Raw genomic sequence first — 25564 nt, 5'->3', positions numbered from 1 at the left:
CCGTCAGGAGCGCGGGGTGGGGGGCGCCGTCCCACCGCCGGGCCGCCCCAAGGTGGGACAGCCCCCTCGGGGGGCAGCTAGCGCCGTCAGGAGCGCGGCGTGGGGGGCGCCGTCCCACCGCCGGGCCGCCCCAAGGTGGGACAGCCCCCTCGGGGGGCAGCTAGCTCCGTCAGGAGCGCGGCGTGGGGGCCCCTTTCCTAGGCGGGGTTGTCGATGTCCACGAACTCCACCGTAATGCCGAAACGCTCCGCCACGGCCTGGCCCAGCGCTTGCACGCCGTAGCGTTCCGTAGCGTGATGGCCCGCCGCGATGAAGCCCACGCCGGTTTCGCGGGCCAGATGCACGGTGGATTCGGACACTTCGCCCGTGATGTAGGCGCTGGCGCCAGCATCGACGGCGTCGGCCAGCATGCCTTGGGCGCCGCCCGTGCACCAGGCGACCCGCGCCAGCGGCTGGTCCGGATCGCCCACGACGAGCGGTTGCCGCCCCAGGCGCTCGGCCACGCGTTCGCCCAGCTGGCCCAGCGTTTTCACGCCGGGCGCCTCGCCCAGCCAGACCAGGTTGTCCGGCCCGCAGGTTTGCGGCGCGCCGTCATCGCGCAGCGCGGGGACCAGGCCCAGCACGCGGGCCAGCTGCACGTTGTTGCCCAGCGAAGGATGCGCGTCCAGCGGCAGGTGGTAGGCGTAGAGATTGAGGTCGTTCTTGAGGGCCAGGGCCATGCGCGCGCGGCGCGTGCCGATGACGCGGCGGTCTTCGTTGCGCCAGAGCCAGCCGTGGTGCACCAGCACCGCGTCCGCGCCGCGTTCGACCGCAACGCGCAGCAACGCTTCGCTGGCCGTGACTCCGGCGATAATGTGTCCGATTTCGGATCGGCCTTCCACCTGCAGCCCGTTCGGGCAATAGTCCTTGAAGCGCGCCGCCTGCAGGGTGTCGTCCAGCCAGTTGGCCAGGACGCGGGAGTCCACTTTACTCATTGCTTGTCCTATCAGAAACATGCGCCGATATTGGCTGATATTCGCTCAGGCCGTCACGGTCTGCCTGGGTATTCTATTCGTGGTCACGACCTTGCGCCCCGACCTGCTGCGGCTGGCCGGCCCGGCTGCCGGGCCTCAAGCCGCCACGGCGGCGGCCAGGCCGCCGGCCGGGCGCGCCATGGGGATGGTGTCCTATGCCGACGGGGTGGCGCGCGCCGCGCCGGCCGTGGTCAATGTATACACCACCAAGCACGTCAATGTGCCGCTGATCCCGCTGCCCGATGATCCGGTGCTGCGCCAGTTGTTCGGCCAGGTGCCGGGCGTGACGCGGCGCCAGGCGTCGACCAGCCTGGGTTCCGGCGTGATCGTGAACCAGGACGGCTACGTGCTGACCAACTATCACGTGGTGCAGGCCGCCGATGCGATCGAGGTGGCGCTGACCGATGGCCGCCGCGACGTCGCGAAGGTGGTGGGCGCGGATCCGGACACCGATCTGGCGGTGCTGCGGCTGGCCAGCCTGCGCTCCCTGCCTGCCGCCACGCTGGCGCCCGACCGGGGGCTGCGCGTGGGCGACGTGGTGCTGGCCATCGGCAATCCGTTCGGCGTGGGGCAGACCACGACGCAGGGCATCGTGTCGGCGCTGGGCCGCAATGGGCTGGGGCTGAACACGTACGAGCATTTCATCCAGACCGACGCGGCGATCAACCCGGGCAATTCGGGCGGCGCCCTGATCGACGCCGAGGGCAATCTGGTCGGCATCAATACCGCCATTTACTCCGAGTCCGGCGGATCGATGGGCATCGGCTTCGCCACGCCCATCGAAATCGCCCGCAAGGTCATGGACGAGATCGTCAAGACCGGCGGGGTCAAGCGCGGCTGGCTGGGGGTGGAGCCGCAGGACGTGACGCCGGAACTGGCTCGCGCCTTCGAGCTGGACCGCAATACGTCGGGCGTGATCATCGCCGGCGTGATGCGCGACGGGCCCGCCGCAAAGGGCGGCCTGAAAGTGGGCGACATCGTGCAGTCGGTCAATGGGAAGCGCATGATGGACACGACCAGCCTGCTGTCCGAGATCGCGCAGCTGCCGCCGGGCCAGCGAGCCACGCTGGGAATTCTGCGCGGCGGCAAGCCGGTGGAGCTGGCGGTGGTGGTGGGCACGCGCCCGGGCAAGCCGCGTTAGCGCGCTAGGAAGCCTCCTTCAGCATCAGGCGGACCACCTGCAGCACGGTTTTCCTGGTGCTTTCGGGGTGTTGCCGCAACAGTGCGTGGATTTCGGCGCAATAGCCGTCGCCGGCCTCGTCCTGCTGGCAGGAACCCTTGCTGGGCGAGCCCGGGTTGGGCGCCACCCCGTCCGTCAGCCACGGCACGCTGGTGTCCAGCGCGCGCGCGAGCCGCAGCACGGTGGCCCGCGACGGCGAATAGCGGTCTTTGCGCGTGAGGATTCGGTGGATGCACGACTGCGACACGCCGGAAATGCGCGCCAACTGGTTCTGGCTTTTGATGCCGCGCCACCGCATCAGGGTGTGCAGCCGTTGGGCGAGTGACATGGCCGCAATTTAGGGTTGCAACCCGCGGCCCACAACGTGAAACGGTCCTGCTTGGGGGCAGGACCGTTCGGGGTTACTGGCGTTCGGTCAGCGAGCTTGACGCCGCGTCGTCCGCCGCGTCAGGCTTGGGCGTGACCATGCGGGCGCATACCAGCCCGATCTCGTAGAGCAGGCACAGCGGCACCGCCAGCATGAATTGGCTGACCACGTCCGGCGGCGTGACCACGGCGGCGATGATGAAGGCGCCCACCACCACGTAACCGCGGGCGGACTTCAGCTTGGACAATTCGACCACGCCCATCTTCACCAGCAGCACCACCGCCACCGGCACTTCGAAGGTGATGCCGAACGCCATGAACATGGTCATGACGAAGCTGAGATAGGCCTCGATGTCCGGCGCCGGCGTGATGGACTGCGGCGCGAACGTGGCGATGAAATGGAACACCGTGCGGAACACGACGAAATAGCAGAACGCCATGCCCGCGATGAACAGAAAGGTGCTGGACACGATGAGCGGCAGAGCCAGGCGCTTCTCGTGCTTGTACAGCCCCGGGGCCACGAAGGCCCAGGCCTGGTACAGCACCACGGGCAGCGCCAGGATGAAGGCGGCCATCATCGTGACCTTCACGGGCACCATGAAGGGCGTGATCACCCCGGTGGCGATCATGCGGGTGCCTTCCGGCAGGGAGGCGAGCATGGGCTGGGCCAGCACGTCGTAGATGGCCGACGCGCCGGGATAGATGAACAGCACGATGAACACGCCGACCACGGCGGTGACGGCGCGCAGCAATCGGGTGCGCAGTTCGACCAGGTGGGAGATGAAGGTCTCCTGCTGGCCTTCTTCTTGGGAGGCGTCCTGGGTCACGTCGGTGTTCCGGAGGGCGAGACGGGCTTGGCCTCGTCGGCCTTGGGCGCGCTGGGCGCCGGGGCGGGTTGCGGGGCGGCGGCGGCCGGCGCGGGTTCGGCCGCAGGGGGAAGGTCGAGGTCCAGATTGTGGTTCTGGCCGGGCGGGGCGATCGTGCGGGCGGGCTCGGCGGGCGCTTGCGCGGCGGCCGAGCCATTGGCGGCGCGGGCGACTTCATCGAGCTCGGCGCGGAACTGCTGGACCGGTTCCTGGATCGAGGCCTGCGTGTCGTTCAGGGATTTCTGCACGCCCTGGGCGGCGTCTTCCATTTCGTTCTTGAATTTGCGCAGTTCGTCGAGTTCGATCTCGCGCTGGATATCGGACTTCACGTCATTGACGTAACGTTGCGCGCGCCCGAGCAGGTGGCCGACGGTGCGGGCCACCTTGGGCAGGCGTTCGGGTCCGATGACGATCAAGGCGACGACGCCGATCACCATCAGTTCAGTGAGGCTGACATCAAACATTCGACGGCCGCTTGGAAGGTGATGCGATGAGGGCCGGCCCGGTCAGGGCGGGCCCGGGAGACTGGCGCGGGCTCAGGAGTTGGATTTTTCCTTGGCCTGCACGTCGATGGTTTCGCCGGAGACGCGTTGCTGCGCGATCGGTTCCGCCGGCTTGTCGCTATTGGCTTCCTTCATGCCTTCCTTGAAGCCCTTGACCGCTCCGCCCAGGTCCGAGCCGATGTTGCGCAGCTTCTTGGTGCCGAAAATCAGCGCCACGATGACCAGGACGACCAACCAATGCCAGATGCTGAAACTACCCATGATGTTTCTCCGAATTACGCGGTGGGGGCCACGCGCCCTTTCCAGGGGCGCGAGCCGCCGATGATGTGGAAATGCAGATGCGGGACTTCCTGGCCGCCTTCGACGCCGGAGTTGATCATGATCCGAAATCCGCCATCAGGGCCCGGCCGGCAGCCGTTTTCGGCGGCGAGCCGCGGTGCCAATGACATCATTCTACCCAACCAACCTGCGTCCTCGGCCGTAATATCCTGCATGGATATGACATGACGTCGAGGGATAAGCAATAAATGCACCGGCGCGGCCGGATTGATGTCGTGGAACGCAACAAAATCCTCGTCTTCATAGACCTTCTTGGACGGGATGTCGCCAGTGGCGATCTTGCAGAAGATACAGTTGTCGCTCATTTTCCGGGTTTCCGTGGTCAGTCTTGGGGGCGGCTCGCCTTTTCGGCCAGCCCCGACAACCCTTCGCGGCGGGCCAGCTCGGCCAATACGTCTTCGGGGCGCAGGTTGAAGTGGGTCAGCGCCACCAGGCAATGGAACCACAGGTCGGCGGTTTCGCTGACGATGCGGTCCGGCGCGCCGTCCTTGGCGGCCATGACCAGTTCGGTGGCTTCCTCGCCGATTTTCTTCAGGAAGGCGTCGGGGCCCTTGGCCAGCAGCTTGGCGGAATAGGAAGCCTTGGGGTCGCCGCCGTTCTCGGGGCGGCGGGTTTCCAGGGTATCGGCGATGCGCGCCAGGATCTCGGCGGCGCTTGCGGCTTGGTCGGTCATTTGTAAATCAGTTCGGGGTCTTTGAGCACGGGGTCCACCGTGACCCAGGAGGCCTGGTCGGTCTGGCCTTCCAGGCGGCGGTAGAAGCAGCTTGCGCGGCCAGTGTGGCAGGCGATGCCGCCTTCCTGGTGCACCTTGAGCAGGATCACGTCGCCGTCGCAGTCCAGGCGCAGTTCATGCACCTGCTGCACGTGGCCGGATTCCTCGCCCTTGCGCCACAGACGCTGGCGCGAACGCGACCAGTACACGGCGCGCCCGGTGGCGGCAGTCTCGGCCAGGGATTCGCGGTTCATCCAGGCCACCATCATGATCTGGCCGTTGTCGGCGTCTTGTGCGATGGCGGGTATCAGGCCGTTTTCGTCGAAGACGACATCGGCCATCCAGGCGGGTTCGTTGCTCATTTCTCCATCCATAGTCCCGCGCGCAGCACCCAAAACCAGCGCGGCGCGATTCATAATCTTACGGCAATACATTGTTGCACGCGTGAGCCGGCCCAAACAGGGGGCCACCGCCGCCGCGCATTCGAGGCGCTCCCGTCACCGGCAAGCGATGCTCCCCTAGCGGGGCCGGCTCTGCCGATCCGCGGCGGCGCCCCCCTTGAGGGGGAAGCGCCGCAGGCGCTTCGGGGGTGGGCTACACCCGCACGGGGATGCCCAGTCCTGCCATGAAGCGTTTGCACTCGCCGACGGTATGCTGGCCGAAATGGAAAATGCTGGCGGCCAGGACCGCGCTGGCGCGGCCGGTGGTGACGCCGTCGGCCAGGTGCTGCAGGTTGCCGACACCGCCCGAGGCGATGACGGGCACCGGCACGGCATCCGAGACGGCGCGCGTGAGTTCCAGGTCGAAGCCGGACTTGGTGCCGTCGCGGTCCATGCTGGTCAGCAGGATTTCACCGGCGCCATAGGCCGCCATGCGGCGGGCCCAGGCCACGGCGTCCAGCCCGGTGGCCTTGCGGCCGCCATGGGTGAAGACTTCCCAGCGGGCCGGCTCGCCCGGGGCCGACACGCGGCGCGCGTCGATTGCGACCACCACGCATTGCGAGCCGTGGTAGTCGGAGGCGGCGCGGACCAGCTCGGGATTGGCCACGGCCGCGCTGTTGATGCTGATCTTGTCCGCGCCGGCGTTGAGCAGGCGCTGGATGTCGGACACCTGGCGCACGCCGCCGCCCACCGTCAGCGGGATGAAAACCTGGGAAGCCACCTGCTCGATGATGGGCAGGATCAGGTCGCGGCCATCGCTGGTGGCGGTGATGTCCAGGAAAGTGAGTTCGTCGGCGCCCTGCTCGTTGTAGCGGCGGGCGATCTCGACCGGGTCTCCGGCGTCGGCCAGATTCACGAAATTCACGCCCTTGACCACCCGCCCGGCGGTGACGTCGAGGCAGGGGATGATGCGGCGGGTCAGCGCGCTGGCTGTGGGCGCGCCGGCGCCAGGGGTGCTGCTGGAAGTGGTCATTTTGCCAATTCGTCGGCGCGGGCCTGCGCCGACTGGAAGTCGAGCGTGCCTTCGTAGATGCTGCGGCCCAGGATGGCGCCTTCGACGCCCTCTTCCTCGACGGCGCACAAGGCTTCGATGTCCTGGATGCCGGCGATGCCGCCCGAGGCGTAGACGGGGATGCGCACGTGCTGGGCCAGGCGGACCGTGGCTTCGACGTTGACGCCCGACAGCATGCCGTCGCGGCCGATGTCGGTGTAGATGATGGCCTCGCAGCCGTAGTCCTCGAACTTCTTGGCGAGGTCCAGCACGTCGTGGCGAGTCAGCTTGCTCCAGCCGTCGGTGGCGATCTTGCCGTCGCGGGCGTCCAGGCCGACGATGATCTGGCCCGGGAACGCGCCGCAGGCGTCTTGCAGGAAGCCGGGGTTCTTGACGGCGGCCGTGCCGATGATCACGTAGGAAATGCCGGCGTCGAGGTAGCGTTCGATGGTGTCGAGGTCGCGAATGCCGCCGCCGATCTGCACGGGGATGTCTTCGCCGACGGCGTCCAGGATCGCCTTGATGGGCGCTTCGTTCTTGGGTTTGCCGGCAACGGCGCCGTTCAGGTCGACCAGGTGCAGGCGGCGGGCGCCTTGCTCCAGCCAGCGGGAGGCCATGGCGGCGGGGTCTTCGGAGAACACCGTTGCATCGTCCAGGTCACCCTGGCGCAGGCGCACGCAGCGCCCGTCTTTGAGATCGATGGCGGGGATCAGCAGCATGGTGGGCAGCGAGAAAAATATGGGTTGAATGGGCGGGCGGGCGCAGGCCAGGGCCTACGGCTGCCAGTCTACAAAATTGCGATACAGGCGCAAACCGTGCTCGGCGCTCTTTTCGGGATGAAACTGCACCGCGAAAATGTTAGCTGCCGCCACTGCGCAGGTAAAGGCGAGGCCATAATCGGTTTCACCAACGGTCAGGCCGGGATCCGCCGGGTCGGCGTAGTAACTATGGACGAAATAGAAGTGCGTTTCGTCCGGAATGCCGGCCCAGATAGGATGAGAGCGCGTCTGGCGGACTTTGTTCCATCCCATGTGGGGCACCTTGAGGCGCTCGGGGCCGGTGTCGGCCTGGCCCGCGGCGCCGGCATCGGCCAGGCAGGCCTCGTCGCCGGCGAGCGGGTCCGCGAAGCGCGGGCCCGAAAAGCGGCGCACGACGCCGGGAAACAGCCCCAGGCAGGACGTGCCGCCCTCTTCGCTGGAATCGAACAGCATCTGCTCGCCCACGCAAACGCCCAGAAGCGGCTTTTCGCGCGCGGCGCGCACGACGGCTTCGCGCAGGCCGGATTCATTCAGGGTACGCATGCAGTCCGCCATGGCGCCCTGCCCGGGAAACACGACGCGGTCGGCCGCGGCGATCTCCTGGGGCTGGTTGCAGATGCGGACGTCCGCGTCGGGGGCGGCGTACTTCAGGGCGCGGGCGACGGAGTGGAAATTGCCCATTCCGTAGTCGACGATGGCGATAGTGGTCACTTCTGTCTGCCTGGAGCGGTGGGATCGCGAACGTTACAGCACGCCCTTGGTGGAGGGCACGACGTCGCCCATGCGGGGGTCGACTTCCAGGGCCATGCGCAGGGCGCGGCCACAGGCCTTGAACACCGTTTCCGCCTGGTGGTGGGCATTGAAGCCGCGCAGGTTGTCGATGTGCAGCGTGATCAGGGCGTGGTTGACCAGGCCCTGGAAGAATTCGCGGGTCAGGTCCACGTCGAAATCGCCGATGCGGGCGCGGGTGAACGGGATGTGGTATTCGAGGCCGGGGCGGCCCGAGAAGTCCACCACCACGCGCGACAGGGCCTCGTCCAGCGGCACGTAGGCGTGGCCGTAGCGGCGCAGGCCGGCCTTGGTGCCGGCAGCCTTGGCGATGGCCATGCCCAGCGTGATGCCCACGTCTTCCACCGTGTGGTGCGCATCGATGTGCAGGTCGCCCTCGGCCTTGATGTCGAGATCGATCAGGCCATGGCGCGCGATCTGGTCCAGCATGTGGTCCAGGAAGGGCACGCCGGTGTCGATCGTCTGCTTGCCGGTGCCGTCGAGGTTGATGGCCACGCGGATGCGGGTTTCGTTGGTATTGCGGGTGATCTCTGCGGTACGCATGTTAAGCACTCAAAATCTCTTGCAGGGCGGATAGCAAGGCGGCGTTTTCAGCCGGGGCGCCCACCGAGATGCGCAGGCAATTGGCCAGTAGCGGATGGGCGTTGGAGAAGTTGCGAATCAATATTTTGCGCGTTTTCAGGGCGAGATGCACGGCGTTGCCGTCCAGCTTGCCGGAAAAGCGGACAAGTACGAAGTTTCCGGCGGAAGGGAATACCCGTACGCCGGGCAGCCGGGCCAGGGCGGCCGCCAGCGGCTCGCGGTCCGCGCGCAGCCGGGCCGCCTGTTCGTCCAGCACCGCCTTGTGGCGCAGCACGGCCGACAGGGTGGCCTGGGTCAGCACGTCCAGGTTGTACGGCGGGCGGACCTTGTCGAATTCGGCGATCCAGGCGGGATGGCCGGCCAGGTAGCCGAAGCGCAGGCCGGCCAGGCCGATCTTGGACACCGTGCGCATGACGACCACGTTGGGCGCGTCCAGCACGCGCGGCATCCAGGTGCTGCCGGCGAAGGGCTGGTAGGCCTCGTCCAGCACCACCAGCCCGGGGGCGGCGGCGATGATGGCCGCGATCGCCTCGTCGGGCCACAGGCCGCCCGTGGGATTGTTGGGCACGGCCAGGAACACCACCTTGGGCTGGTGCTCGCGGATGGCGGCCAGCATGGCCGGTAGGTCCAGCTCCAGGTCTTGCGTCAGCGGCACGCCGATGAAGCGGGCGTGGTCGAACCGCGCCGCCATGTCGAAGTACACGAACGACGGCCACGGCGACAGCACGGCATCGCCGGGGTTGCAGCAGGCCTGCACGACGAGGTGGATGAGTTCGTCCGAGCCGTTGCCGAACAGCACGTCCGCAGCTTCCGGCACGCCAAAGGCGGATTTGACGGCCTGCCTCAGCGCCGACAGGTCGGCGGCGGGATAGCGGTTCAGCGGGGTATCGCGCACGGCCCGGGCGATGTCCTCGCGAACCGTTTCCGGCAGCTCGTAGGGGCATTCCATGGCGTCCAGCTTGATGCAGCCTTCCGCGTGGGCCACGGGGTAGGCGGCCAGTTCGCGGATGTCCGCGCGGACCGTGCCGGCGATGCGGCCGGCGATGCTTCCCGCCGGGGCCGGGCTCATGGCTTGTCGACCCGGTACTGGGCGCTGGCGGCGTGCGCCTGCAGGCCTTCGCCCAGCGCCAGCTCGGCGGCGATGCGGCCCAGGGTCTGCGCGCCCTGGTGCGAAACCTGGATGAGGCTGGAACGCTTCTGGAAGTCGTAGACGCCCAGCGGCGACGAAAAGCGGGCCGTGCGCGAGGTGGGCAGCACGTGGTTCGGGCCGGCGCAGTAGTCGCCCAGGGCCTCGGAGCTGAAGCGTCCCATGAAGATCGCGCCGGCATGGCGGATCTGCGCCGTCCACTTCTCGGGCTGTTCGGTGGAGATCTCCAGGTGCTCGGGCGCGATGTCATTGGCGATGCTGCAGGCTTCTTCCAGGCTCCGGACCAGGATCAGCGCGCCGCGGTTGGCCAGGCTGGTGCGCAGGATGTCCGCGCGCGGCATCGTGGGCAGCAGGCGTTCGATGGCGGCCTGGACGTCTTCGATGAAGGCGGCGTCCGGGCACAGCAGGATGGACTGCGCAAGCTCGTCGTGCTCGGCCTGCGAGAACAGGTCCATGGCGATCCAGTCGGCCGGCGTCTTGCCGTCGCAGATGACCAGGATTTCGCTGGGGCCGGCGATCATGTCGATGCCGACCACGCCGAACACGCGGCGCTTGGCGGCGGCGACGTAGGCGTTGCCGGGGCCGACGATCTTGTCGACGGCGGGCACGGTGGCCGTGCCGTAGGCCAGCGCGCCCACGGCCTGCGCGCCGCCGATGGCGAACACGCGGTCCACGCCGCCGATGGCGGCGGCAGCCAGCACGATGGGGTTGCGCACGCCGTCGGGCGTGGGCGTGACCATGACCAGTTCCTGCACGCCCGCGACCTTGGCCGGGATGGCGTTCATCAGCACCGACGACGGGTAGGCGGCCTTGCCGCCCGGCACGTACAGGCCCACGCGGTCCAGCGGCGTCACCTGCTGGCCCAGCATCGTGCCGTCGGGCTCGGTGTAGGTCCAGGTCTCGGCGCGCTGGCGCTCGTGGTAGCGGCGCACGCGGTCGGCGGCGGCTTCCAGCGCGTTGCGCTGGGCGGCCGGCAGCGCGGCCAGGGCGGCGTGCCAGTCCGCCTTGGGGATCTCCAGCGTTTCGGCCGATGCGCCGGGCATGCGGTCGAAGCGCTGCGTGTACTCCACCAGGGCGGCGTCGCCGCGGGCGCGCACGTCGGCCAGGATGCCGGCCGCGGCGCGGTCGATGGACTCGTCCTCGGTGGCCTCGAAGGCCAGCAGCTTGGACAGGGCGGATTTGAATCCGGGATCGCGGGAATCGAGACGATTGATCAGGGCCATGGCGTCATGGTGCAAGCAGGTAACGGCCGCCGCGGCGTCGCGGCGGGCGGAGGTCAGGCGTTGCGGGCAGCGGCTCTTTCGAAGGCGTCCAGCAGCGGTTGCAGGCGGGCGCCGCGGGTCTTCAGCGCGGCCTGGTTGACGATCAGGCGCGACGAGATCGGCATGATGTCCTCCACCGCGACCAGGTCGTTGGCGCGCAGCGTGCCGCCGGTGGACACCAGGTCCACGATGCAGTCGGCCAGGCCGACGAGCGGCGCCAGTTCCATCGAACCATACAGCTTGATGATGTCGACGTACACGCCCTTGGACGCAAAGTGTTCACGGGCTGAATGCACGTACTTCGTGGCCACGCGCAGGCGCGCGCCCTGGTGGACCGCGCCTTCGTAGTCGAAGCCTTTGCGCACCGCCACGGCCAGGCGGCACTTGGCGATGTTCAGGTCGATGGGCTGGTACAGGCCGCCGGGCTGTTCCTTGGCATGCTCGATGAGCACGTCCTTGCCCGCGATGCCGATGTCGGCCGCGCCGTACTGGACGTAGGTGGGCACGTCGGAGGCCCGCACGATGATCAGGCGCAGGCCGGGATCGCTGGTCGGCAGGATCAGCTTGCGCGAGCTTTCGGGGTTCTCGGGGACTTCGATGCCGGCCTCGGCCAGCAGGGGCATGGTCTCTTCGAAGATACGCCCCTTGGACAAAGCCAGGGTCAGGGGCGTGACGGAGGAAGCATTGTTCATCGCCGAGCCGCCTCAAGATGAACACGCCCCCTCGGGGGGCAGCAAGCCGAAGGCGCGGCGTGGGGGCCGCCTCGCCGCAGGGCCGCCCCAAGGCGGGGCAGCCCCCTCGGGGGGCAGCAAGCCGTAGGCGCAGCGTGGGGGCTATTACTTTTCATGCCTGTTCCTTGCCGGTGACGCGTTGGATGTTCGCGCCCAGGGCGCGCAGTTTCACTTCCATCTGGTCGTAGCCGCGATCCAGGTGGTAGATGCGGTCGACCAGGGTTTCGCCCTCGGCGGCCAGGCCGGCGATGACGAGGCTGGCCGAGGCGCGCAGGTCGGTGGCCATGACGGTGGCGCCCGACAGGCGCTGCACGCCGCGCACGGTGGCGGTGTGGCCCTCGATGCCGATGTCCGCGCCCATGCGGCGCAGCTCCTGCACGTGCATGTAGCGGTTCTCGAAGATGGTTTCCTCGATCACCGAGGTGCCCTCGGCCACGGCGTTCAGGGCCATGACCTGGGCCTGCATGTCGGTGGCGAAGCCCGGGTATTCCTGCGTGCGGAATCCCACGGCGCGGGGGCGCGAGGACATGGCGCCGCGGATCCAGCCGGGGCCGGTCTCGATGGTGAGGCCGGCTTCGACCAGCTTGTCCAGGGTGGCGCCGAGGATGCCGGCGTCGGTATTGCGCAGGACGATGTCGCCGCCCGCCGCGCCCACGGCGCACAGGAAGGTGCCGGCCTCGATGCGGTCGGAGATGACGCGGTGTTCGGCGCCATGCAGGCTGTCCACGCCGTCGATCACGATGCGGTCGGTGCCATGGCCCTGGATGCGGGCGCCCATCTTGATGAGCAGTTCGGCCAGATCGACGACCTCGGGTTCGCGCGCGGCGTTCTCCAGCACCGTCCGGCCCTCGGCCAGCACGGCTGCCATCAGCAGGTTCTCGGTGCCGGTGACGGTGACCATGTCGGTGCGGACGGAGGCGCCCTTCAGTCGCTTGGCCCGCGCCACCACGAAGCCGTGCTCGATGCTGATTTCGGCGCCCAGCGCCGCCAGGCCCTTGATGTGCTGGTCCACGGGGCGCTGTCCGATGCTGCAGCCGCCGGGCAGGCTGACGCGGGCCTCGCCGAAGCGCGCAACCAGCGGGCCCAGCACCAGGATGGAGGCGCGCATGGTCTTGACCAGCTCGTACGGGGCTTCCCGCTTGCCGACCTCGTCGGCCCGCAGCGTGACGACGCCGTCCTCGCCGCGCTCCGCGTGCACGCCCATCTGGCCGAGCAGGCGCAGCATGGTGGCCGTGTCGTTGAGGTGGGGGACGTTGGACAGGGCCAGCGTATCGGCCGTCAGGAGGCTCGCGCAGAGGATCGGCAGGGCCGAGTTCTTGGCGCCGGAAATGGAGATCTCGCCGTGCAGCGGCGAGCCGCCGGTGATGCGTAGCTTGTCCATCATTGGCCCGCCTGCCGGTATTCGTCGGGCGTCAGGGTGCGCATGGAGAGGGCGTGGATCTCGGCCTTCATGCGGTCGCCAAGGGCGGCATAGACCAGTTGATGGCGCTGGATGAGGCGCTTGCCTTCGAAGGCGGCGCTGACGATGACCGCGTCGAAATGCGAGCCGTCGCCTTGCACGTCGAGATGTTCACAGGGCAGGCCGTCCGCGATGTATTGGCGGACTTGCGCGGGAGTGGGAAGCATGGACGTCAATTCCTGAGTTTGTAGCCGCTGGCCAGGAGCCGCAGCGCATAGAGCGATAGCGCGAGGAACACCCCCGTCACCACCGCCAGGCTGCGCCACGGGGAGACGTCCGACACCGAGAAGAATCCATAGCGGAAACCGTCGATGGTGTAGAAGATGGGGTTCCAGTGGGACACGCTTTGCCAGAAGGCGGGAAGCGTGTGGATGGAATAGAACACGCCGGACAGGAAGGTCGCCGGCATGATCAGGAAGTTCTGGAAGGCGGCAAGCTGGTCGAATTTCTCGGACCAGAGGCCAGCGATCAGGCCCAGCACGCCCATGATGCCGCAGGCCAGCACGGCGAACACGGCCAGCCACAGCGGGTGCGACGGCACCAGCGACACGAAGAACAGCGCCACCACCCAGACGCACAGGCCGACCGCGAGGCCGCGCACGATCGCCGCCAGCACGTAGGCGGCGAAGATGTCGCGGTGCGACAGCGGCGGCAACAGCATGAACACCAGGTTGCCCGTGATGCGGCTCTGGATGAGCGACGACGAGGGGTTGGCGAACGCGTTCTGCAGCATGCTCATCATCATGAGCCCGGGGATCAGGAAGGCCGTGTAGGGCACGCTGCCATACACCATGACACGCCCTTCCAGCACGTGCGCGAAGACCAGCAGGTACAGCAACGCCGTGATCACCGGCGCGGCGATCGTCTGGAAGCTGACCTTCCAGAAGCGCATCAATTCCTTGCGCAGCAGGGTGGGAAAGCCGGAACCCGCGTCCAGGCGGGGCTGCACCAGCGGCTGGCTGGCGGTCGCTGCGGGCTGGGTCATGACGAGATCTCTTCGGGTTGCAGGGCGGGCGTGGCGGGCTCGTCGCCCTGGTGCATGATGCGGACGAATGCATCTTCCAGGTCGACGCCGCCCACGCGGGCCATCAGGGCCTGGGTGGTGTCGAGCGCCACGATGCGCCCGCGCTTGAGCATGGCGATGCGGCCGCACAGCGCTTCCGCTTCTTCCAGGTAGTGGGTGGTGAGCATGATGGTGTGGCCGGCCTTGTTCAGGCGCGAGATGAATTCCCACAGCGTGCGGCGCAGATCCACGTCCACGCCCGCGGTGGGCTCGTCCAGCACGATCACGGGGGGGCGGTGCACCAGCGCCTGGGCCACGAGCACGCGGCGTTTCATGCCGCCGGACAGCGCCCGCATGTTGGCGTTGGCCTTGTCCGCCAGCCCCAGGTTGAAGAGGATTTCATCGATCCAGTCGTCGTTCTTGCGCAGGCCGAAATAGCCCGACTGGATGCGCAAGGTTTCGCGCACCGTGAAGAACGGGTCGTAGACCAGTTCTTGCGGCACGACGCCCAGGGCGCGCCGCGCCGACTTGTAGTCGGCCACGACATCGTATCCACAGACCGTGGCCCGGCCCGAGGACGCATGCGCCAGGCCGGCCAGGATCGAGATCAGGGTGGTCTTGCCGGCGCCATTGGGGCCGAGCAGGCCGAAGAACTCGCCGTGCTCGATGTTCAGGCTGACGTTGTCCAGGGCCTGGAAGCCGGATCCGGGCGCGCGCCCGAGCAGCTTCCGCCAGCCGCTTTGGCGCGGGGAGTAGATCTTGGAGACGTTTTCTAGACTGACAGCGGACATGACGGGGGGAAGTGGCCCGAAAAGAGCGAATCGCTCATTATATAAGCGCGCCGGAGCGGGAAACGGCGATGCCCCTGGCGCCCGTGCGGATGGGCGCTTTATCCGTCCCCGAAATAATCGGCCCGGCGGGCCTCAAGAGGCGCGCCGGGCCGGGGCAGCCTGGAAGAAAATCACTTGTTGCGCTGGTTCAGCGCGTCGATGAGCCCGTCGATGCCGTTCTGGTTGATCTGCTGGGCGAACTGGTTGCGGTAGTTCTCGATCAGCCAGATGCCTTCGACGTTCATGTCGTAGATCTTCCAGCCCTGGGGGGTCTTTTCGAGGCGGTAGTCGACGCCCGTCGGCTGGCCGTTGGATTGGCTGATGAGCGTGCGGACGACCACGTCGTCGGCCTTGGGGTCGCCGCGGAACGGCAGCGTGCGGATGGTGGTGCTGGACGTGACGCGGGTCAGCGCGCCGCTGTAGGTGCGCACCAGCGTGCCGCGGAAGGCTTCGGCCAGGGCCGTCTTCTGCTGGTCGCTGGCCTGGCGCCAGTAGCGGCCTGCCGCCAGCCGCGTCGTTTTCTGGAAATCGACGTAGGGCAGGATGTGCTCGTTGACGACCTCGTTGATGCGGGCGGTGTTTCCGGCCTTGACGGCGCCGTCGGCCTTGAGCACATCGAGGGTTTCATTGGCCGCGGCCAGCACGAACTGGTCGGGGGGGCCGTTGGGATCGGGCTTGGCCTGCGCGGCGCTGGCGGCCAGCCCCAGGAGGCTTGCGAAAACCAGCCGCTGCAGCAGGGAAACAAAGGAAACTCGCATCAAAACTCCTTACTGGTACTGATGGCGCGATCCCGCCGCTTAGTTGGCCGCGGGTTGCGCGGCGGGGGCGGCGGGGGTGGCAGGCGCTGCGGGCGCGGCGTCGTCCTCGTCGTCTTCGTAGTTGGGCAGCGAGGCCTCGTCATCCACCTTCTGGCCGAGCACCATGGCGGCGCGGCGCTGCAGGTAGGCGTCGCGGACGAAGCTGTACGGGTCGAGCGCCACGCGGTCGACCGTGTCGGTGGCGTCCAGCAGGCTGGCGCGCGTGTCGACGATGCGCAGGCCCCACAGCGAATTGCGCAGGCGCACGTTGTCGATCGCGTCCACGCCCATGTATCCGTAGGTGGTGCCTGCGTAGTCGCCGATCAGGCCGGCCCCGTCGCGCACGGTGGACGAGCCGAAGAACGGCAGCACCAGGTACGGACCCTGGCTGAAGCCCCATACGCCCAGCGTCGTGCCGAAGTCGTTCGGGATGCGGCGCGCGCCATTGGCCGAGGCGACGTCGAAGCAGCCGCCCACGCCCATGGTGGTGTTGAACAGGAAGCGGCCGAGCGTATTGACGAAGTCATGGCCCCGGCCCTGCAGGAAGCTGTTGGTGCCGGACCAGAGGTCGCCGACGTTGCTGAAGATATTGTGCACGCAGCTGCGCACCGGCTCCGGCGTGACGAAGGTATACGCCTGGGCCACGGGCTTGAACACGGCGCGGTCGACCGTGTCGTTGAATTTGTAGATGCCCCGGTTGAAGCCTTCCCAGGGGTCGCGGGGATCCGGGTTCTGCGGTGCGGCGCAGCCGGCCATCAGCGCGCCGGCCGCTGCGACGGTGGCAATCCGGGAAATCGCTTTCTTATTCATGATCAGGGCATCCCTATCCATAATTCTTATGATATTGCGTACGCGGGCCTCGCCTGTTACCGCGTCTTTCGCATTCTCTTCAATCAATCAGGCGTCTTCGCGGCGGGCTCCGGCGAATTCGTGCCCTGCTTTTCCGCCGATCCGTACAGGAACTGGCTGATCAGCTGCTCAAGGACGACGGCGCTTTGCGTGTAGCGGATCTTTCCGCCGTCGGCAAAGTTTTCCTCTTCGCTGCCCGCGGTCAGGCCCAGGTATTGTTCGCCCAGCAGGCCGGACGTCAGGATGGACGCCGACGTGTCCTTGGGGAACTGGTAGGCCGTTTCCAGCTTGACCGATACGATCGCCTGGAAGGTCTTGTCGTCGAACGAAATGCCGTCGACCCGGCCGACCACGACCCCGGCGCTCTTGACGGGCGCGCGCACCTTGAGGCCGCCTACGTTATCGAAGTTGGCCGTTACCGTATAGGTCGGCGCGAAAGAAAAGGTGCTCAAGTTGCCGGCGCGCAACGCCAGGAACGCCAGAGCGACCGCGCCCAGCAATACGAACAGGCCTACCCAGAAATCGGTTTTTTCGCGTGACATGATCGATCCGTATCAATTTCCAAACATCAAGGCGGTCAGCAGGAAGTCCAGCCCAAGCACCGCCAGGGAACCCACGACCACGGTGCGCGTGGTGGCCCGGGCGACGCCCTCGGGGGTGGGCTTGGCCTGCCAGCCTTCGTAAAGCGCGACCAGCGTCACCGAGACGCCGAACACCAGGCTCTTGATGACGCCGTTGGCGACGTCCTTCCAGACGTCCACCCCATTTTGCATCTGCGACCAGAAGGCGCCGGCGTCCACGCCGATCATCACCACGCCCACCACCCAGCCGCCCAGGATGCCCACCATGGAAAACACCGCCGCCAGGATGGGCATGGCGATGATGCCGCCCCACAGGCGCGGCACGAGCACGCGGCGTATCGGGTCCACGGCCATGACTTCCATCGCCGCGAGTTGCTCGCCGGCCTTCATGAGGCCGATTTCCGCCGTGAGCGAGGTGCCGGCGCGGCCGGCGAACAGCAGCGCCGTGACGACGGGCCCCAGTTCGCGCACCAGCGACAAGGCGACCAGCAGGCCCAGGGCCTCTTCCGAGCCGTAGCGGTTCAGGGTGTAATAGCCTTGCAGGCCCAGCACGAAGCCCACGAACATGCCGGACACCGCGATGATCAGCAGCGAATAGTTGCCGATGAAATGGACCTGCTGCGATACCAGGCGGGGACGCGACAGCGCGATGCCGCTGCGCGCCAGCATGGTGCCGAAGAACCGGGTGAAGTAGCCGAGGCCCGATACCCGGGTGCGCACCCAGCCGCCCAGCGAGCCGATAGGATTGCGGGATACGCTCATGCGCGGCGCCCCTTCTGTTGCGAAAGCCACTTCTGGAAAGCGGGCGTTTCGGGATACTGGAACGCGACCGGGCCGTCGGGCTCTCCCTTGAGGAATTGCTGCACGTAAGGGTCCTGCGAGGCCGACAGCGTTTCGGGCGACCCCGCGGCGGCGATCTTGCCCTGGCCCACCAGGTAGACCTGGTCCGCGATGGAGAAAGATTCCTGGACGTCGTGCGTGATCAGCACCGACGCGCAGCCCAGGCGGTCGGCCAGGCTGCGGATCAGGCGGGCGGTGATGCCCAGCGAGATCGGGTCCAGGCCGGCGAAGGGCTCGTCGTACAGAATGAGTTCGGGCTCCAGCACCACGGCGCGCGCCAGCGCCACGCGCCGGGCCATGCCGCCCGAGATTTCGGAGACCTTCAGGTGCGCGGCGGCGCGCAGGCCGACGGCGTCGAGCTTGTCCAGCACGCGCTCGGTGACTTCCGCCTCTTCGAGGCGGGTGTGCTCGCGCAGCGGAAAGGCCACGTTCTCGAAGACGTTCAGGTCGGTGAAAAGCGCGCCCTGCTGGAACAGCACGCCCATGCGCGTGCGCAGCGTCTGCAGTTCGGCCTGCGTGACGTGCGCCATGTCCTGGCCGAAGGCCAGCACGCGCCCCTGCTGCGCGGTGAGCTGGCCGGTGGCGGCACGCAGCAGGGTGGTCTTGCCCGAGCCCGAGCCGCCCATGATGGCGACCACCTGGCCCGCGCGCACGTCCATGGAGATATCACGCAGAACGGTGAAATCGCCGTAGCCGAGCGCCACGCCTTCCAGGCGCAGGGCGAATTCCGGGGTGCTGCTTGTTTGAGCGGGCATGGGCAACGAAAGGGTGTTTCGGCGGCGGAGCTTGCCCTGCTGTCTGGTCGAGGTGCCTGGCGTAGCATGGGGCCGGCGCGGACAAGACAGGCGGCGTCGGGAAGCGCCCTGTTACTCATATGCCGGGGGCAAGGTCGGGCCATGGCTCCCGGCGGCGAGGCGCCATTGTAGCCCGACGCTTTGTAATCACAACGCGAGGGGCCGTCCGTGGAACAGTGTTTTCGAGCCAGGGAACAATCCCGGATCAGCGGCGCGCCTGCGCCGCAGCCGTTTCGCTGGCCAGCCGCTGCACCAGGTCCGCGGTGGTCTCGCGCCTGGCGAGGGGGGCGCCCTGGCCGGCCCACAGGGAAAGCACGTCGATATCGCCCGCCTTGCCGCCCGCCGTGCGCATGGGCCGCGTCAGGGCGTTCTGCAGGGGGTACGGCAGGATGTCGGCGGCGAGAGCGTCGGCGTCCCGCATGAATGCGTTTTCGATGCCGCGGGCGGGACGGCCGGAAAAAGCCCGGGTCACGCGCGATTGCTCGGCGCGGGAGGCGGGCAGAAGCGCCTTGTAGGCTTCGTTGATGCCAGACTCTTCCGTGGTGAGAAAGGCCGTCCCCATTTGTGCGAGATCGGCGCCCAGGGCCAGCGCGGCGGCGATGCCGCGGCCATCCATGATGCCGCCCGAGGCGATGACCGGCACGGATACGGCGTCCGCCACCTGCGGCACCAGCGCCATCGTGCCGATCAGCGATTCCTCGAAACCGCCCAGGAACGTGCCCCGGTGCCCGCCGGCCTCCGCCCCTTGCGCGACGACGGCGTCCACGCCGTCCTGCTCGAGCGCCACCGCTTCCCGCACCGTGGTCGCGGTGCCCACGGTCAGGATGCCCGCCGCGCGGCAGCGCGCGAGCGCTTCCGCGGGCATGCGGCCGAAGGTGAAGCTGAAAACCGCGGGGCGCGCGCGCAGGATCGCCTCGATCTGCCCGTCCAGCGGATCCGCCTGGGGGCCGGGCTCGGCGGGCGCCGGCAGGCCCAGTTGCTGGTGATAGCGCGCCATCAGAGCCAGCATGCGGGCGGGGTCGCCGCGCATGGCCTCCTGCGGTACCGACGCGAACAGGTTGATGGCGAACGGCCGCTGGGTGCGCGCGCGGATCGCCTGCGCCGCGGCCTCGATCTGTTCGGGGCTCATGTAGGCGGCCCCGAGCGAACCCAGGGCTCCCGCCTTCGACGCCTCGGAGACCAGTTCCACCGTCGTGGCGCCGCCGGCCATGGGGGCCTGGACGATGGGATGGAGCAGCTTGAGCAGATCAATCAGACGGGAAGCCATGGGGTTACTCCTGGAAGGTTATTGAAGCTGGATGTTCCCAGCCTTGATGACGTGCGCCCACTTTTCGGTTTCGCTCTTGATGAAGGCCGCGAATTCCTCGGGCGTGCCGCCGCCGGCCTGGCTGCCGGTGTCCGCAATGGCCTTCTGCACGTCGGGCTCCTTCAGGATGCGGTTGAACTCGGCATTGAGCTTGGCGATGATCGGCGCGGGCGTGCCGGCGGGCGCCACGATGCCCTGCCAGTTGTACGACTCGAAGCCGGGCAGGCCCGATTCGGCCATGGTGGGCACGTCGGGCAGCACGGCCAGGCGCTTGGCGGACGTGACGGCGATGGGGTGGATCTTCTTGCCCTGGATGGCCGGCAGCGCGGAATAGCCCATTTCGAACATCATCGAGATATGGCCGCCCATGAGGTCGGTCGCGGCCAGGCTGCCGCCCTTGTACGGGACGTGCACGATGTCGATCTTGGCCTGCTCGCGGAACATCTCGCCGGAGAGATGGTGGGCGCCGCCCACGCCGGACGAGCCGAACGACAGCTTGCCGGGCTCTTTCTTGGCCAGCGCAATCAGGTCCGCCAACGTCTTCACGGGCATTTCATTGTTCACGCTCAGCACCAGCGGGCTGTTTTCGATCAGGACGATGGGCGCCAGATCCTTTTGCGGATCGTAGGGCATGTCCTTCATCAGCGACGGGTTGACCGCCATGGGCGCGAGGTTGCCCGTGCCGATGGTGTAGCCGTCGGGGGCGGCGCGGGCGATCAGGTTGGTGCCGACCACGCCGCCCGCGCCTGCCTTGTTCTCGACCACGATGGGTTGGCCCAGCGTGTCGCCCAGCTTGCGCGCCAGCAGGCGCACGCGGGTATCGGCGAAGCCGCCCGGCGCGTAGGGCACGATCATGGTGATGGGCTTGGCCGGCCAGTCCGCGGTCTGGGCCTGGGCGGCGCCGCTGAAGGCGGCAACGGCCGCGAGAGCGGCGATCAGGGGGCGCAACGGTTTCATGCTGGGGACTCCTCTTTCTGCTTTCTAGTGGAACAGCCCTGTGGGCCGATCGCATTATGCCCAGCGCCTGCGCCGTCTGTCGTGATTTTTCCCAAGCGCCATGCCGAAAGCGCCAGCAGCGCCGCGCTGCCCCCCAGCACTTGCGGCAGGCCCGCGCCCCAACCGGCCGCCCAGGAAGCCAGAAGCGGCCCCAATATCTGGCCCGCCGCGAAAGCCGCCGTCATGATGGCGGCCGCCCTGGGGGCCGCCGCGCCGGCTCCCCGGCGCGCGGCCAGCATGCCCGCCTGGGTGATCACCATGAAGGTGCCGCCCACCAGCAACGCGGCCAGGATCACCGCGGCGATATGGTGCCATAGGGCCACGGCCAGCATGCCCAGGGCCATCAGGGCCTGCGCGCTGCGCCAGACCTGGCGGTCGTCGCGGCCGCGTCCCAGGCGCGGGACCAGCAGGCAGGAGATCGCCGCGGCCAGTCCGAACAGCGGCCAGGCCCAGCCGAAGACTGCAGGGTCGGGAATGGTTTCCTTGGCCATCGCGGGCAGGAAGGTGGCGGGAACGATGTAGCCCACGCCGAAGACGCCGTAGTGCAGGGCCAGCCGCGGCAGGGCGGGGGGCAGGCCGGCGGCCGGCGCCGCCGCGGCGCGCGCCGGGACGGGCGCCGCCTGGCGGCGCAATCCGGTCCAGGCGGCGGCGGACAGCGCGAGCGCCAGGCCGCCCAGGCCGATCCAGAGGGTGTCTGCCGGCGCGCCCCGCGCCGCAAGCGCCAGGCAGGCCAGCCCCGTCAGCGCGATGCCGGCCCCCACGCCGGCGTAGGTCACGGCGGACGCGCCCGCCTCGCGCGGGTCGCCCGCGGGCACGGGCCGCCAGGCCGCCACGCAGATGAAGGCGCTGGCGCTCGCGTATCCCGCCGCCAGCCGCAGCGCGCACCAGGCCGCCATTCCGTGCCAGAGCGGCATGGCCAGCGTCAACAGGGCCACGGCAAGCAGGCTGGCGGCCAGCGTCCCGCGCAGCCGCCGGATGGGCCAGGCGATGGCGGCCAGGGCCCCGAGCAGGTACCCGGCGTAGTTCGCCGAGGCCAGCCAGCCCCCTTGCGCCAGGGACAGGCCGGCCTCCTCCGCCATGGACGGCCAGACTGGCGTGAAAGCGAAGCGGCCGATGCCCATGGCGGCCGCCAGGGCCAGCGCCGCGGGCCAGGCCAGGGCGGCCGCGCTGCGGGAATCGGGAGCGGGAGACGTAACGGACGTTGACATGCCCCCTACTCTACGGCTGTACTAATATCTTTAATAGTGAATTATTAAGAACCTGAGTTCTTGAAATGAGAAATTTGGATCTGGACGCGTTGCAGATATTCAAGGCGGTGGCCGACCAGGGCGGCGTGGCGCGGGCCGCCCTGCACCTGAACCGCGTGCAGTCCAACGTGTCGACCCGCCTGAAGCAGCTTGAGGCCTCGCTGGACGCGCCGCTCTTCCGGCGGCAGAACCGCCGCCTGGTGCTGTCCGACCAGGGCCGGGTGCTGCTCTCGTACGCGGACCGGCTGCTGCGCCTGTCGGACGAGGCGCAGGCGGCGGTGCGCGAAGGCTCGCCGCGGGGCGTGCTGCGCATCGGCACCATGGAAAGCACGGCCGCCGCGCGGCTGCCGCCCATTCTGGCGGCGTATCACGCGTCCTGGCCGCAGGTGCGCATCGAACTGGTGACCGGCACCTCGGCGGCGCTGGCGGCCAAGGTGCGCAACTACGATATCGAAGCCGCCTTCGTCGCCCGGCCGTTCCCGGCGGAAGGACTGGCCGTGGTGGATGCGTTCCAGGAGGAGCTTGCGCTGATCTCGCCCATGGCGTGGGATCCGATCGAGAGCGCCAGGGAATTGGGCGACCGCAGCGTCATCGCGTTCGCGGCGGGCTGCTCTTATCGGCGCATCCTGGAGTCCTGGCTGAACCAGGAGGGGGTTACGCCGGGCAATGTGATGGAGTTCGCGTCGTATCACGCCATCGTGGCGTGCGTCGCCGCGGGGTCGGGCGTGGCCATCGTGCCGCGTTCGGTGCTCGATGTGCTGGGAACGGCGCATGCCGTGCGCATTGGCGCGCTGCCCGGCTCCCATGGCCGGGCCCTGACCCAGCTGGTCTGGCGCGCCGACGACGATACGCCGGCGCTACAGGCCTTGCGGCAGGAACTGGAGGCCGCTCAGAAGCGGTAGCCGACGCCCAGCGTGGCCACCCAGGGATTGATCCGCGCGGTGCCGACGTGCTGGCCGTCCAGTTTGACCTTGGACGAGATGTCGATGTAGCGGATGTCCGCGTTCATGAACCAGCGGTCATTGATCTTGATGTCCGCGCCCAGCTGCGCGGCCACGCCCCACGAATCCTTCAGCTTCAGATCGGAGCCGCTCAGCGCGCCTTCGGCCTTGGTGTCGAAGAAGTGGGTGTAGTTGATGCCGACGCCGATGTAGGGCTGGATCATGCTATCCGGCAGGATGTGCCATTGCAGGCTCAGCGTGGGCGGAAGGTGCTTGGTCGAGCCGATCTTGCCCAGGCCGCTGCCGCGGATGTCGTGCTGGAAGGGCCAGGCGCCCAGCAGTTCGACGCCGATGTTGCGCGTCGCCATGTAGGTCAGCGTGAAGCTGGGACGCACGTTGTTGTTGACGTCCAGCTTGACGCTGCCGTCGAGCACGCTGCCATTGTTGGAGGCCGGGCGCACCTGCGTGACGCCGACCTTGAGCAGCACGTCCCCGGCTTCGTGTGCGTGCGCGGGAGCGGCGAGCGAGGCGGCGGCGATCAGGCCGGCGATGGCGGTGGCGCGAATACGCCCGTTCAGCGAAAACATTTCCTTTCTCCGATCTTTCCGTGGGTTGAGCCAACAGGTTCGCAGACCTGCCGGGCAGCCCGATTGACGTGTGTCAAATCGTGAAAAGACCGTGATCAGAAAGTGGTTATGTCACAACATCGGCCCGCCAACGAGAACGCCGCCGGCGCAAAAAGCGCCCGGCGGCGTTGCAGGCCATGCCGGGGATCAGCGCGGCAGTTCGCTGCTGCCCATCAGGTAGGCGTCGACGGCGCGCGCGCACTGGCGGCCTTCGCGGATGGCCCAGACCACCAGGGACTGGCCGCGGCGCATGTCGCCGGCGGTGAACACCTTTTCCACGTTGGTGCGGTAGTCGTCGGTATTGGCGCGCACGTTGCCGCGCGCGTCGCGATCCACGCCGAAGGCGTCGAGCACCGTCTGCACCGGCGACACGAAGCCCATGGCCAGCAGCACCAGGTCGGCCTTGATCTCGAATTCCGAGCCTTCGGCCTCGCGCATCTTCATCTGGCCGGTGGCTTCGTCCTTGAACCATTCGACGCGGGCGCCGACCAGCTTTTCGACCTTGCCGTTGCTGCCCTTGAGCAGCTTGGTGGTCACGGACCAGTCGCGCTCGCAGCCTTCCTCGTGCGAGGAGGACGTCCGCAACTTCAGCGGCCAGTAGGGCCACGTCATGGACTTGTTCTCGGACTCGGGCGGCTGGGGCATCAGTTCGAACTGCGTGACCGAGGCCGCGCCATGGCGGTTGCTGGTGCCCACGCAGTCGGATCCCGTATCGCCGCCGCCGATCACGACCACGTGCTTGCCCTTGGCCAGCGTCTGATGGGTGAGGCGGTCGCCGGCGACGGCCTTGTTCTGCTGGCGCAGGAAGTCCATTGCGAAATACACGCCCGACAGCTCGCGGCCAGGCACCGGCAGGTCGCGCGGGGTTTCCGAGCCGCCGCTCATCACCACCGCGTCGAATTCGGCCAGCAGCGATTCCGGCGTGCGCACCGTGAGGCCGTCGGCCACGGGATCGCTGGGATTGCCGATGTAGGTCGAGGGCGCGAACTCCACGCCTTCGGCTTCCATTTGCGAGATGCGGCGGTCGATCTGGTGCTTTTCCAGCTTGAAATCGGGGATGCCGTAGCGCAGCAGGCCGCCGATGCGGTCGCTCTTTTCGAACAGCGTCACCGAATGGCCCGCGCGGGCCAGCTGCTGCGAGCATGCCAGGCCGGCGGGGCCCGAGCCCACGACCGCGACCTTCTTGCCCGTCTTGCGCGCCGGCACCTGCGGCGCGACCCAGCCTTCGGCCCAGCCCTTGTCGATGATCGCGTGCTCGATGGACTTGATGCCCACCGCGTCGCTGTTGATGTTCAAGGTACAGGCGGCTTCGCACGGGGCCGGGCAGATGCGGCCGGTGAACTCGGGGAAGTTGTTGGTGGAGTGCAGCACGTCCAGCGCCCGGCGCCAGTCCTGCTTGTACACCAGGTCATTCCAGTCCGGGATGATGTTGTTGACGGGGCAGCCGTTGTTGCAGAACGGAATGCCGCAATCCATGCAGCGCGCCGCCTGCTGCTTGGCCTGGTCGTCGTTCAGGTGCAGCACGAACTCGCGCCAGTTCTTCAGGCGCTTCTGCGGGGCCTCCGAGGCCTCCTGCAGGCGCTGGTATTCCATGAATCCGGTGATCTTTCCCATGA

At 68.0% G+C, this 25564-nt stretch carries 31 protein-coding genes; 2 read left to right on the top strand and 29 right to left on the bottom strand.

Annotated features, from left to right (window positions below; genetic code table 11):
• Positions 1–197 precede the first annotated feature (197 nt).
• A complete protein-coding gene (locus ACN6PJ_RS09965; protein ID WP_427995702.1) occupies positions 198–974 on the bottom strand; it encodes a Nif3-like dinuclear metal center hexameric protein in 777 nt (258 codons plus the stop codon).
• A gap of 19 nt (positions 975–993) precedes the next feature.
• On the opposite strand from ACN6PJ_RS09965, the gene ACN6PJ_RS09960 reads away from it, so the two are divergent.
• Positions 994–2154 carry a trypsin-like peptidase domain-containing protein gene (locus ACN6PJ_RS09960; protein ID WP_427995701.1) on the top strand — a complete coding sequence of 387 codons (1161 nt, stop codon included), beginning with the start codon at positions 994–996 and terminating at the stop codon, positions 2152–2154.
• A gap of 4 nt (positions 2155–2158) precedes the next feature.
• Here ACN6PJ_RS09960 and ACN6PJ_RS09955 read toward each other — a convergent pair whose 3' ends face one another.
• The 26 genes from ACN6PJ_RS09955 to ACN6PJ_RS09830 all read right to left on the bottom strand — a co-directional run bounded on the left by ACN6PJ_RS09955 (position 2159) and on the right by ACN6PJ_RS09830 (position 22342).
• Entirely contained in the window at positions 2159–2521 is a 363-nt protein-coding gene (locus ACN6PJ_RS09955) for a helix-turn-helix domain-containing protein (protein WP_427995700.1), read from the bottom strand.
• 73 nt (positions 2522–2594) lie between these two features.
• Complete coding sequence (gene tatC, locus ACN6PJ_RS09950) at positions 2595–3386, bottom strand: twin-arginine translocase subunit TatC (protein WP_427995699.1); 792 nt, start codon at positions 3384–3386, stop codon at positions 2595–2597.
• Positions 3383–3889, bottom strand: coding sequence for a Sec-independent protein translocase protein TatB (tatB, locus tag ACN6PJ_RS09945; RefSeq protein WP_427995698.1), 507 nt, complete (start codon positions 3887–3889; stop codon positions 3383–3385). The genes tatC and tatB overlap by 4 nt, the downstream gene beginning before the upstream one ends.
• Before the next feature lie 72 nt (positions 3890–3961).
• Positions 3962–4189, bottom strand: coding sequence for a Sec-independent protein translocase subunit TatA (tatA, locus tag ACN6PJ_RS09940; protein ID WP_043545046.1), 228 nt, complete (start codon positions 4187–4189; stop codon positions 3962–3964).
• A 14-nt stretch (positions 4190–4203) separates the two neighbouring features.
• Positions 4204–4572: a histidine triad nucleotide-binding protein gene (locus ACN6PJ_RS09935; protein WP_427995697.1), complete on the bottom strand. Its 369-nt coding sequence runs from the start codon at positions 4570–4572 to the stop codon at positions 4204–4206.
• A gap of 17 nt (positions 4573–4589) precedes the next feature.
• Positions 4590–4940 (bottom strand): phosphoribosyl-ATP diphosphatase, encoded by a 351-nt coding sequence (locus ACN6PJ_RS09930; RefSeq protein ID WP_427995696.1) that lies wholly within the window; start codon positions 4938–4940, stop codon positions 4590–4592.
• Positions 4937–5341: a phosphoribosyl-AMP cyclohydrolase gene (gene hisI, locus ACN6PJ_RS09925; RefSeq protein WP_427995695.1), complete on the bottom strand. Its 405-nt coding sequence runs from the start codon at positions 5339–5341 to the stop codon at positions 4937–4939. The genes ACN6PJ_RS09930 and hisI overlap by 4 nt, the downstream gene beginning before the upstream one ends.
• 232 nt (positions 5342–5573) lie before the next feature.
• Positions 5574–6392 carry an imidazole glycerol phosphate synthase subunit HisF gene (hisF, locus tag ACN6PJ_RS09920; RefSeq protein WP_427995694.1) on the bottom strand — a complete coding sequence of 273 codons (819 nt, stop codon included), beginning with the start codon at positions 6390–6392 and terminating at the stop codon, positions 5574–5576.
• On the bottom strand, positions 6389–7129 hold the full coding sequence (gene hisA, locus ACN6PJ_RS09915) for a 1-(5-phosphoribosyl)-5-[(5-phosphoribosylamino)methylideneamino]imidazole-4-carboxamide isomerase (protein WP_043545038.1): 741 nt from the start codon (positions 7127–7129) through the stop codon (positions 6389–6391). Before hisA ends, hisF begins: the two co-directional genes overlap by 4 nt.
• Positions 7130–7183: 54 nt before the next feature.
• Positions 7184–7879: an imidazole glycerol phosphate synthase subunit HisH gene (locus ACN6PJ_RS09910; RefSeq protein ID WP_427995693.1), complete on the bottom strand. Its 696-nt coding sequence runs from the start codon at positions 7877–7879 to the stop codon at positions 7184–7186.
• A gap of 33 nt (positions 7880–7912) precedes the next feature.
• Positions 7913–8500, bottom strand: a complete 588-nt coding sequence (hisB, locus tag ACN6PJ_RS09905) for an imidazoleglycerol-phosphate dehydratase HisB (RefSeq protein ID WP_043545036.1) — start codon at positions 8498–8500, stop codon at positions 7913–7915.
• A gap of 1 nt (position 8501) precedes the next feature.
• Positions 8502–9608 carry a histidinol-phosphate transaminase gene (hisC, locus tag ACN6PJ_RS09900; RefSeq protein ID WP_427995692.1) on the bottom strand — a complete coding sequence of 369 codons (1107 nt, stop codon included), beginning with the start codon at positions 9606–9608 and terminating at the stop codon, positions 8502–8504.
• Positions 9605–10909: a histidinol dehydrogenase gene (gene hisD / locus ACN6PJ_RS09895; protein WP_427995691.1), complete on the bottom strand. Its 1305-nt coding sequence runs from the start codon at positions 10907–10909 to the stop codon at positions 9605–9607. The genes hisC and hisD overlap by 4 nt, the downstream gene beginning before the upstream one ends.
• A gap of 53 nt (positions 10910–10962) precedes the next feature.
• Positions 10963–11640: an ATP phosphoribosyltransferase gene (gene hisG, locus ACN6PJ_RS09890; protein WP_427995690.1), complete on the bottom strand. Its 678-nt coding sequence runs from the start codon at positions 11638–11640 to the stop codon at positions 10963–10965.
• 151 nt (positions 11641–11791) lie between these two features.
• The gene (murA, locus tag ACN6PJ_RS09885) at positions 11792–13060 is read right to left on the bottom strand and encodes a UDP-N-acetylglucosamine 1-carboxyvinyltransferase (RefSeq protein ID WP_427995802.1); all 1269 of its coding nucleotides are present in this window, start codon (positions 13058–13060) and stop codon (positions 11792–11794) included.
• On the bottom strand, positions 13060–13305 hold the full coding sequence (locus ACN6PJ_RS09880; RefSeq protein WP_043545032.1) for a BolA family protein: 246 nt from the start codon (positions 13303–13305) through the stop codon (positions 13060–13062). Before ACN6PJ_RS09880 ends, murA begins: the two co-directional genes overlap by 1 nt.
• Positions 13306–13310: 5 nt before the next feature.
• The gene (locus tag ACN6PJ_RS09875) at positions 13311–14123 is read right to left on the bottom strand and encodes an ABC transporter permease (RefSeq protein ID WP_427995689.1); all 813 of its coding nucleotides are present in this window, start codon (positions 14121–14123) and stop codon (positions 13311–13313) included.
• Positions 14120–14932 (bottom strand): ABC transporter ATP-binding protein, encoded by an 813-nt coding sequence (locus tag ACN6PJ_RS09870; protein WP_427995688.1) that lies wholly within the window; start codon positions 14930–14932, stop codon positions 14120–14122. The genes ACN6PJ_RS09875 and ACN6PJ_RS09870 overlap by 4 nt, the downstream gene beginning before the upstream one ends.
• 170 nt (positions 14933–15102) lie before the next feature.
• Positions 15103–15729 carry an ABC transporter substrate-binding protein gene (locus tag ACN6PJ_RS09865; RefSeq protein WP_427995687.1) on the bottom strand — a complete coding sequence of 209 codons (627 nt, stop codon included), beginning with the start codon at positions 15727–15729 and terminating at the stop codon, positions 15103–15105.
• A gap of 39 nt (positions 15730–15768) precedes the next feature.
• Positions 15769–16578 (bottom strand): MlaA family lipoprotein, encoded by an 810-nt coding sequence (locus tag ACN6PJ_RS09860; protein WP_427995686.1) that lies wholly within the window; start codon positions 16576–16578, stop codon positions 15769–15771.
• 83 nt (positions 16579–16661) lie between these two features.
• On the bottom strand, positions 16662–17159 hold the full coding sequence (mlaD, locus tag ACN6PJ_RS09855) for an outer membrane lipid asymmetry maintenance protein MlaD (RefSeq protein ID WP_043545027.1): 498 nt from the start codon (positions 17157–17159) through the stop codon (positions 16662–16664).
• 12 nt (positions 17160–17171) lie between these two features.
• Entirely contained in the window at positions 17172–17960 is a 789-nt protein-coding gene (gene mlaE / locus ACN6PJ_RS09850) for a lipid asymmetry maintenance ABC transporter permease subunit MlaE (protein WP_427995685.1), read from the bottom strand.
• Positions 17957–18793, bottom strand: a complete 837-nt coding sequence (locus ACN6PJ_RS09845) for an ABC transporter ATP-binding protein (protein WP_427995684.1) — start codon at positions 18791–18793, stop codon at positions 17957–17959. Before ACN6PJ_RS09845 ends, mlaE begins: the two co-directional genes overlap by 4 nt.
• Before the next feature lie 244 nt (positions 18794–19037).
• The gene (locus tag ACN6PJ_RS09840) at positions 19038–20099 is read right to left on the bottom strand and encodes an NAD(P)H-dependent flavin oxidoreductase (protein WP_427995683.1); all 1062 of its coding nucleotides are present in this window, start codon (positions 20097–20099) and stop codon (positions 19038–19040) included.
• Between the two features lie 18 nt (positions 20100–20117).
• Positions 20118–21095, bottom strand: a complete 978-nt coding sequence (locus ACN6PJ_RS09835) for a Bug family tripartite tricarboxylate transporter substrate binding protein (RefSeq protein WP_427995682.1) — start codon at positions 21093–21095, stop codon at positions 20118–20120.
• Positions 21092–22342 carry a YbfB/YjiJ family MFS transporter gene (locus ACN6PJ_RS09830; RefSeq protein ID WP_427995681.1) on the bottom strand — a complete coding sequence of 417 codons (1251 nt, stop codon included), beginning with the start codon at positions 22340–22342 and terminating at the stop codon, positions 21092–21094. The genes ACN6PJ_RS09835 and ACN6PJ_RS09830 overlap by 4 nt, the downstream gene beginning before the upstream one ends.
• A 65-nt stretch (positions 22343–22407) precedes the next feature.
• Here ACN6PJ_RS09830 and ACN6PJ_RS09825 point away from each other — a divergent pair, with 65 nt between their 5' ends.
• Entirely contained in the window at positions 22408–23283 is an 876-nt protein-coding gene (locus ACN6PJ_RS09825; RefSeq protein ID WP_427995680.1) for a LysR substrate-binding domain-containing protein, read from the top strand.
• Here the strand turns inward: ACN6PJ_RS09825 and ACN6PJ_RS09820 are convergent.
• Positions 23271–23909 (bottom strand): OmpW/AlkL family protein, encoded by a 639-nt coding sequence (locus ACN6PJ_RS09820; RefSeq protein ID WP_427995679.1) that lies wholly within the window; start codon positions 23907–23909, stop codon positions 23271–23273. The two genes, ACN6PJ_RS09825 and ACN6PJ_RS09820, sit on opposite strands and share 13 nt — an antisense overlap.
• Before the next feature lie 186 nt (positions 23910–24095).
• Positions 24096–25562, bottom strand: coding sequence for a glutamate synthase subunit beta (locus ACN6PJ_RS09815; protein WP_427995678.1), 1467 nt, complete (start codon positions 25560–25562; stop codon positions 24096–24098).
• Positions 25563–25564 lie beyond the last annotated feature (2 nt).

Origin of the sequence: Achromobacter sp., assembly GCF_050285585.1 — a bacterium.
Lineage (GTDB): Bacteria > Pseudomonadota > Gammaproteobacteria > Burkholderiales > Burkholderiaceae_B > Achromobacter.
Note: the sequence above shows the minus strand (reverse complement) of the source record. Positions and strands in the feature narration are given on the sequence as shown.

Coding starts and splice junctions, on each gene's coding strand:
- ACN6PJ_RS09965 (WP_427995702.1), bottom strand. CDS start 974: ATGAGTAAAGTGGACTCCCGCGTCCTGGCCAACTGGCTGGACGACACC.
- ACN6PJ_RS09960 (WP_427995701.1), top strand. CDS start 994: ATGCGCCGATATTGGCTGATATTCGCTCAGGCCGTCACGGTCTGCCTG.
- ACN6PJ_RS09955 (WP_427995700.1), bottom strand. CDS start 2,521: ATGTCACTCGCCCAACGGCTGCACACCCTGATGCGGTGGCGCGGCATC.
- tatB (WP_427995698.1), bottom strand. CDS start 3,889: ATGTTTGATGTCAGCCTCACTGAACTGATGGTGATCGGCGTCGTCGCC.
- tatA (WP_043545046.1), bottom strand. CDS start 4,189: ATGGGTAGTTTCAGCATCTGGCATTGGTTGGTCGTCCTGGTCATCGTG.
- ACN6PJ_RS09935 (WP_427995697.1), bottom strand. CDS start 4,572: ATGAGCGACAACTGTATCTTCTGCAAGATCGCCACTGGCGACATCCCG.
- ACN6PJ_RS09930 (WP_427995696.1), bottom strand. CDS start 4,940: ATGACCGACCAAGCCGCAAGCGCCGCCGAGATCCTGGCGCGCATCGCC.
- hisI (WP_427995695.1), bottom strand. CDS start 5,341: ATGAGCAACGAACCCGCCTGGATGGCCGATGTCGTCTTCGACGAAAAC.
- hisF (WP_427995694.1), bottom strand. CDS start 6,392: ATGACCACTTCCAGCAGCACCCCTGGCGCCGGCGCGCCCACAGCCAGC.
- hisA (WP_043545038.1), bottom strand. CDS start 7,129: ATGCTGCTGATCCCCGCCATCGATCTCAAAGACGGGCGCTGCGTGCGC.
- hisB (WP_043545036.1), bottom strand. CDS start 8,500: ATGCGTACCGCAGAGATCACCCGCAATACCAACGAAACCCGCATCCGC.
- hisC (WP_427995692.1), bottom strand. CDS start 9,608: ATGAGCCCGGCCCCGGCGGGAAGCATCGCCGGCCGCATCGCCGGCACG.
- hisD (WP_427995691.1), bottom strand. CDS start 10,909: ATGGCCCTGATCAATCGTCTCGATTCCCGCGATCCCGGATTCAAATCC.
- hisG (WP_427995690.1), bottom strand. CDS start 11,640: ATGAACAATGCTTCCTCCGTCACGCCCCTGACCCTGGCTTTGTCCAAG.
- murA (WP_427995802.1), bottom strand. CDS start 13,060: ATGGACAAGCTACGCATCACCGGCGGCTCGCCGCTGCACGGCGAGATC.
- ACN6PJ_RS09880 (WP_043545032.1), bottom strand. CDS start 13,305: ATGCTTCCCACTCCCGCGCAAGTCCGCCAATACATCGCGGACGGCCTG.
- ACN6PJ_RS09875 (WP_427995689.1), bottom strand. CDS start 14,123: ATGACCCAGCCCGCAGCGACCGCCAGCCAGCCGCTGGTGCAGCCCCGC.
- ACN6PJ_RS09870 (WP_427995688.1), bottom strand. CDS start 14,932: ATGTCCGCTGTCAGTCTAGAAAACGTCTCCAAGATCTACTCCCCGCGC.
- ACN6PJ_RS09865 (WP_427995687.1), bottom strand. CDS start 15,729: ATGCGAGTTTCCTTTGTTTCCCTGCTGCAGCGGCTGGTTTTCGCAAGC.
- ACN6PJ_RS09860 (WP_427995686.1), bottom strand. CDS start 16,578: ATGAATAAGAAAGCGATTTCCCGGATTGCCACCGTCGCAGCGGCCGGC.
- mlaD (WP_043545027.1), bottom strand. CDS start 17,159: ATGTCACGCGAAAAAACCGATTTCTGGGTAGGCCTGTTCGTATTGCTG.
- mlaE (WP_427995685.1), bottom strand. CDS start 17,960: ATGAGCGTATCCCGCAATCCTATCGGCTCGCTGGGCGGCTGGGTGCGC.
- ACN6PJ_RS09845 (WP_427995684.1), bottom strand. CDS start 18,793: ATGCCCGCTCAAACAAGCAGCACCCCGGAATTCGCCCTGCGCCTGGAA.
- ACN6PJ_RS09840 (WP_427995683.1), bottom strand. CDS start 20,099: ATGGCTTCCCGTCTGATTGATCTGCTCAAGCTGCTCCATCCCATCGTC.
- ACN6PJ_RS09835 (WP_427995682.1), bottom strand. CDS start 21,095: ATGAAACCGTTGCGCCCCCTGATCGCCGCTCTCGCGGCCGTTGCCGCC.
- ACN6PJ_RS09830 (WP_427995681.1), bottom strand. CDS start 22,342: ATGTCAACGTCCGTTACGTCTCCCGCTCCCGATTCCCGCAGCGCGGCC.
- ACN6PJ_RS09825 (WP_427995680.1), top strand. CDS start 22,408: ATGAGAAATTTGGATCTGGACGCGTTGCAGATATTCAAGGCGGTGGCC.
- ACN6PJ_RS09820 (WP_427995679.1), bottom strand. CDS start 23,909: ATGTTTTCGCTGAACGGGCGTATTCGCGCCACCGCCATCGCCGGCCTG.
- ACN6PJ_RS09815 (WP_427995678.1), bottom strand. CDS start 25,562: ATGGGAAAGATCACCGGATTCATGGAATACCAGCGCCTGCAGGAGGCC.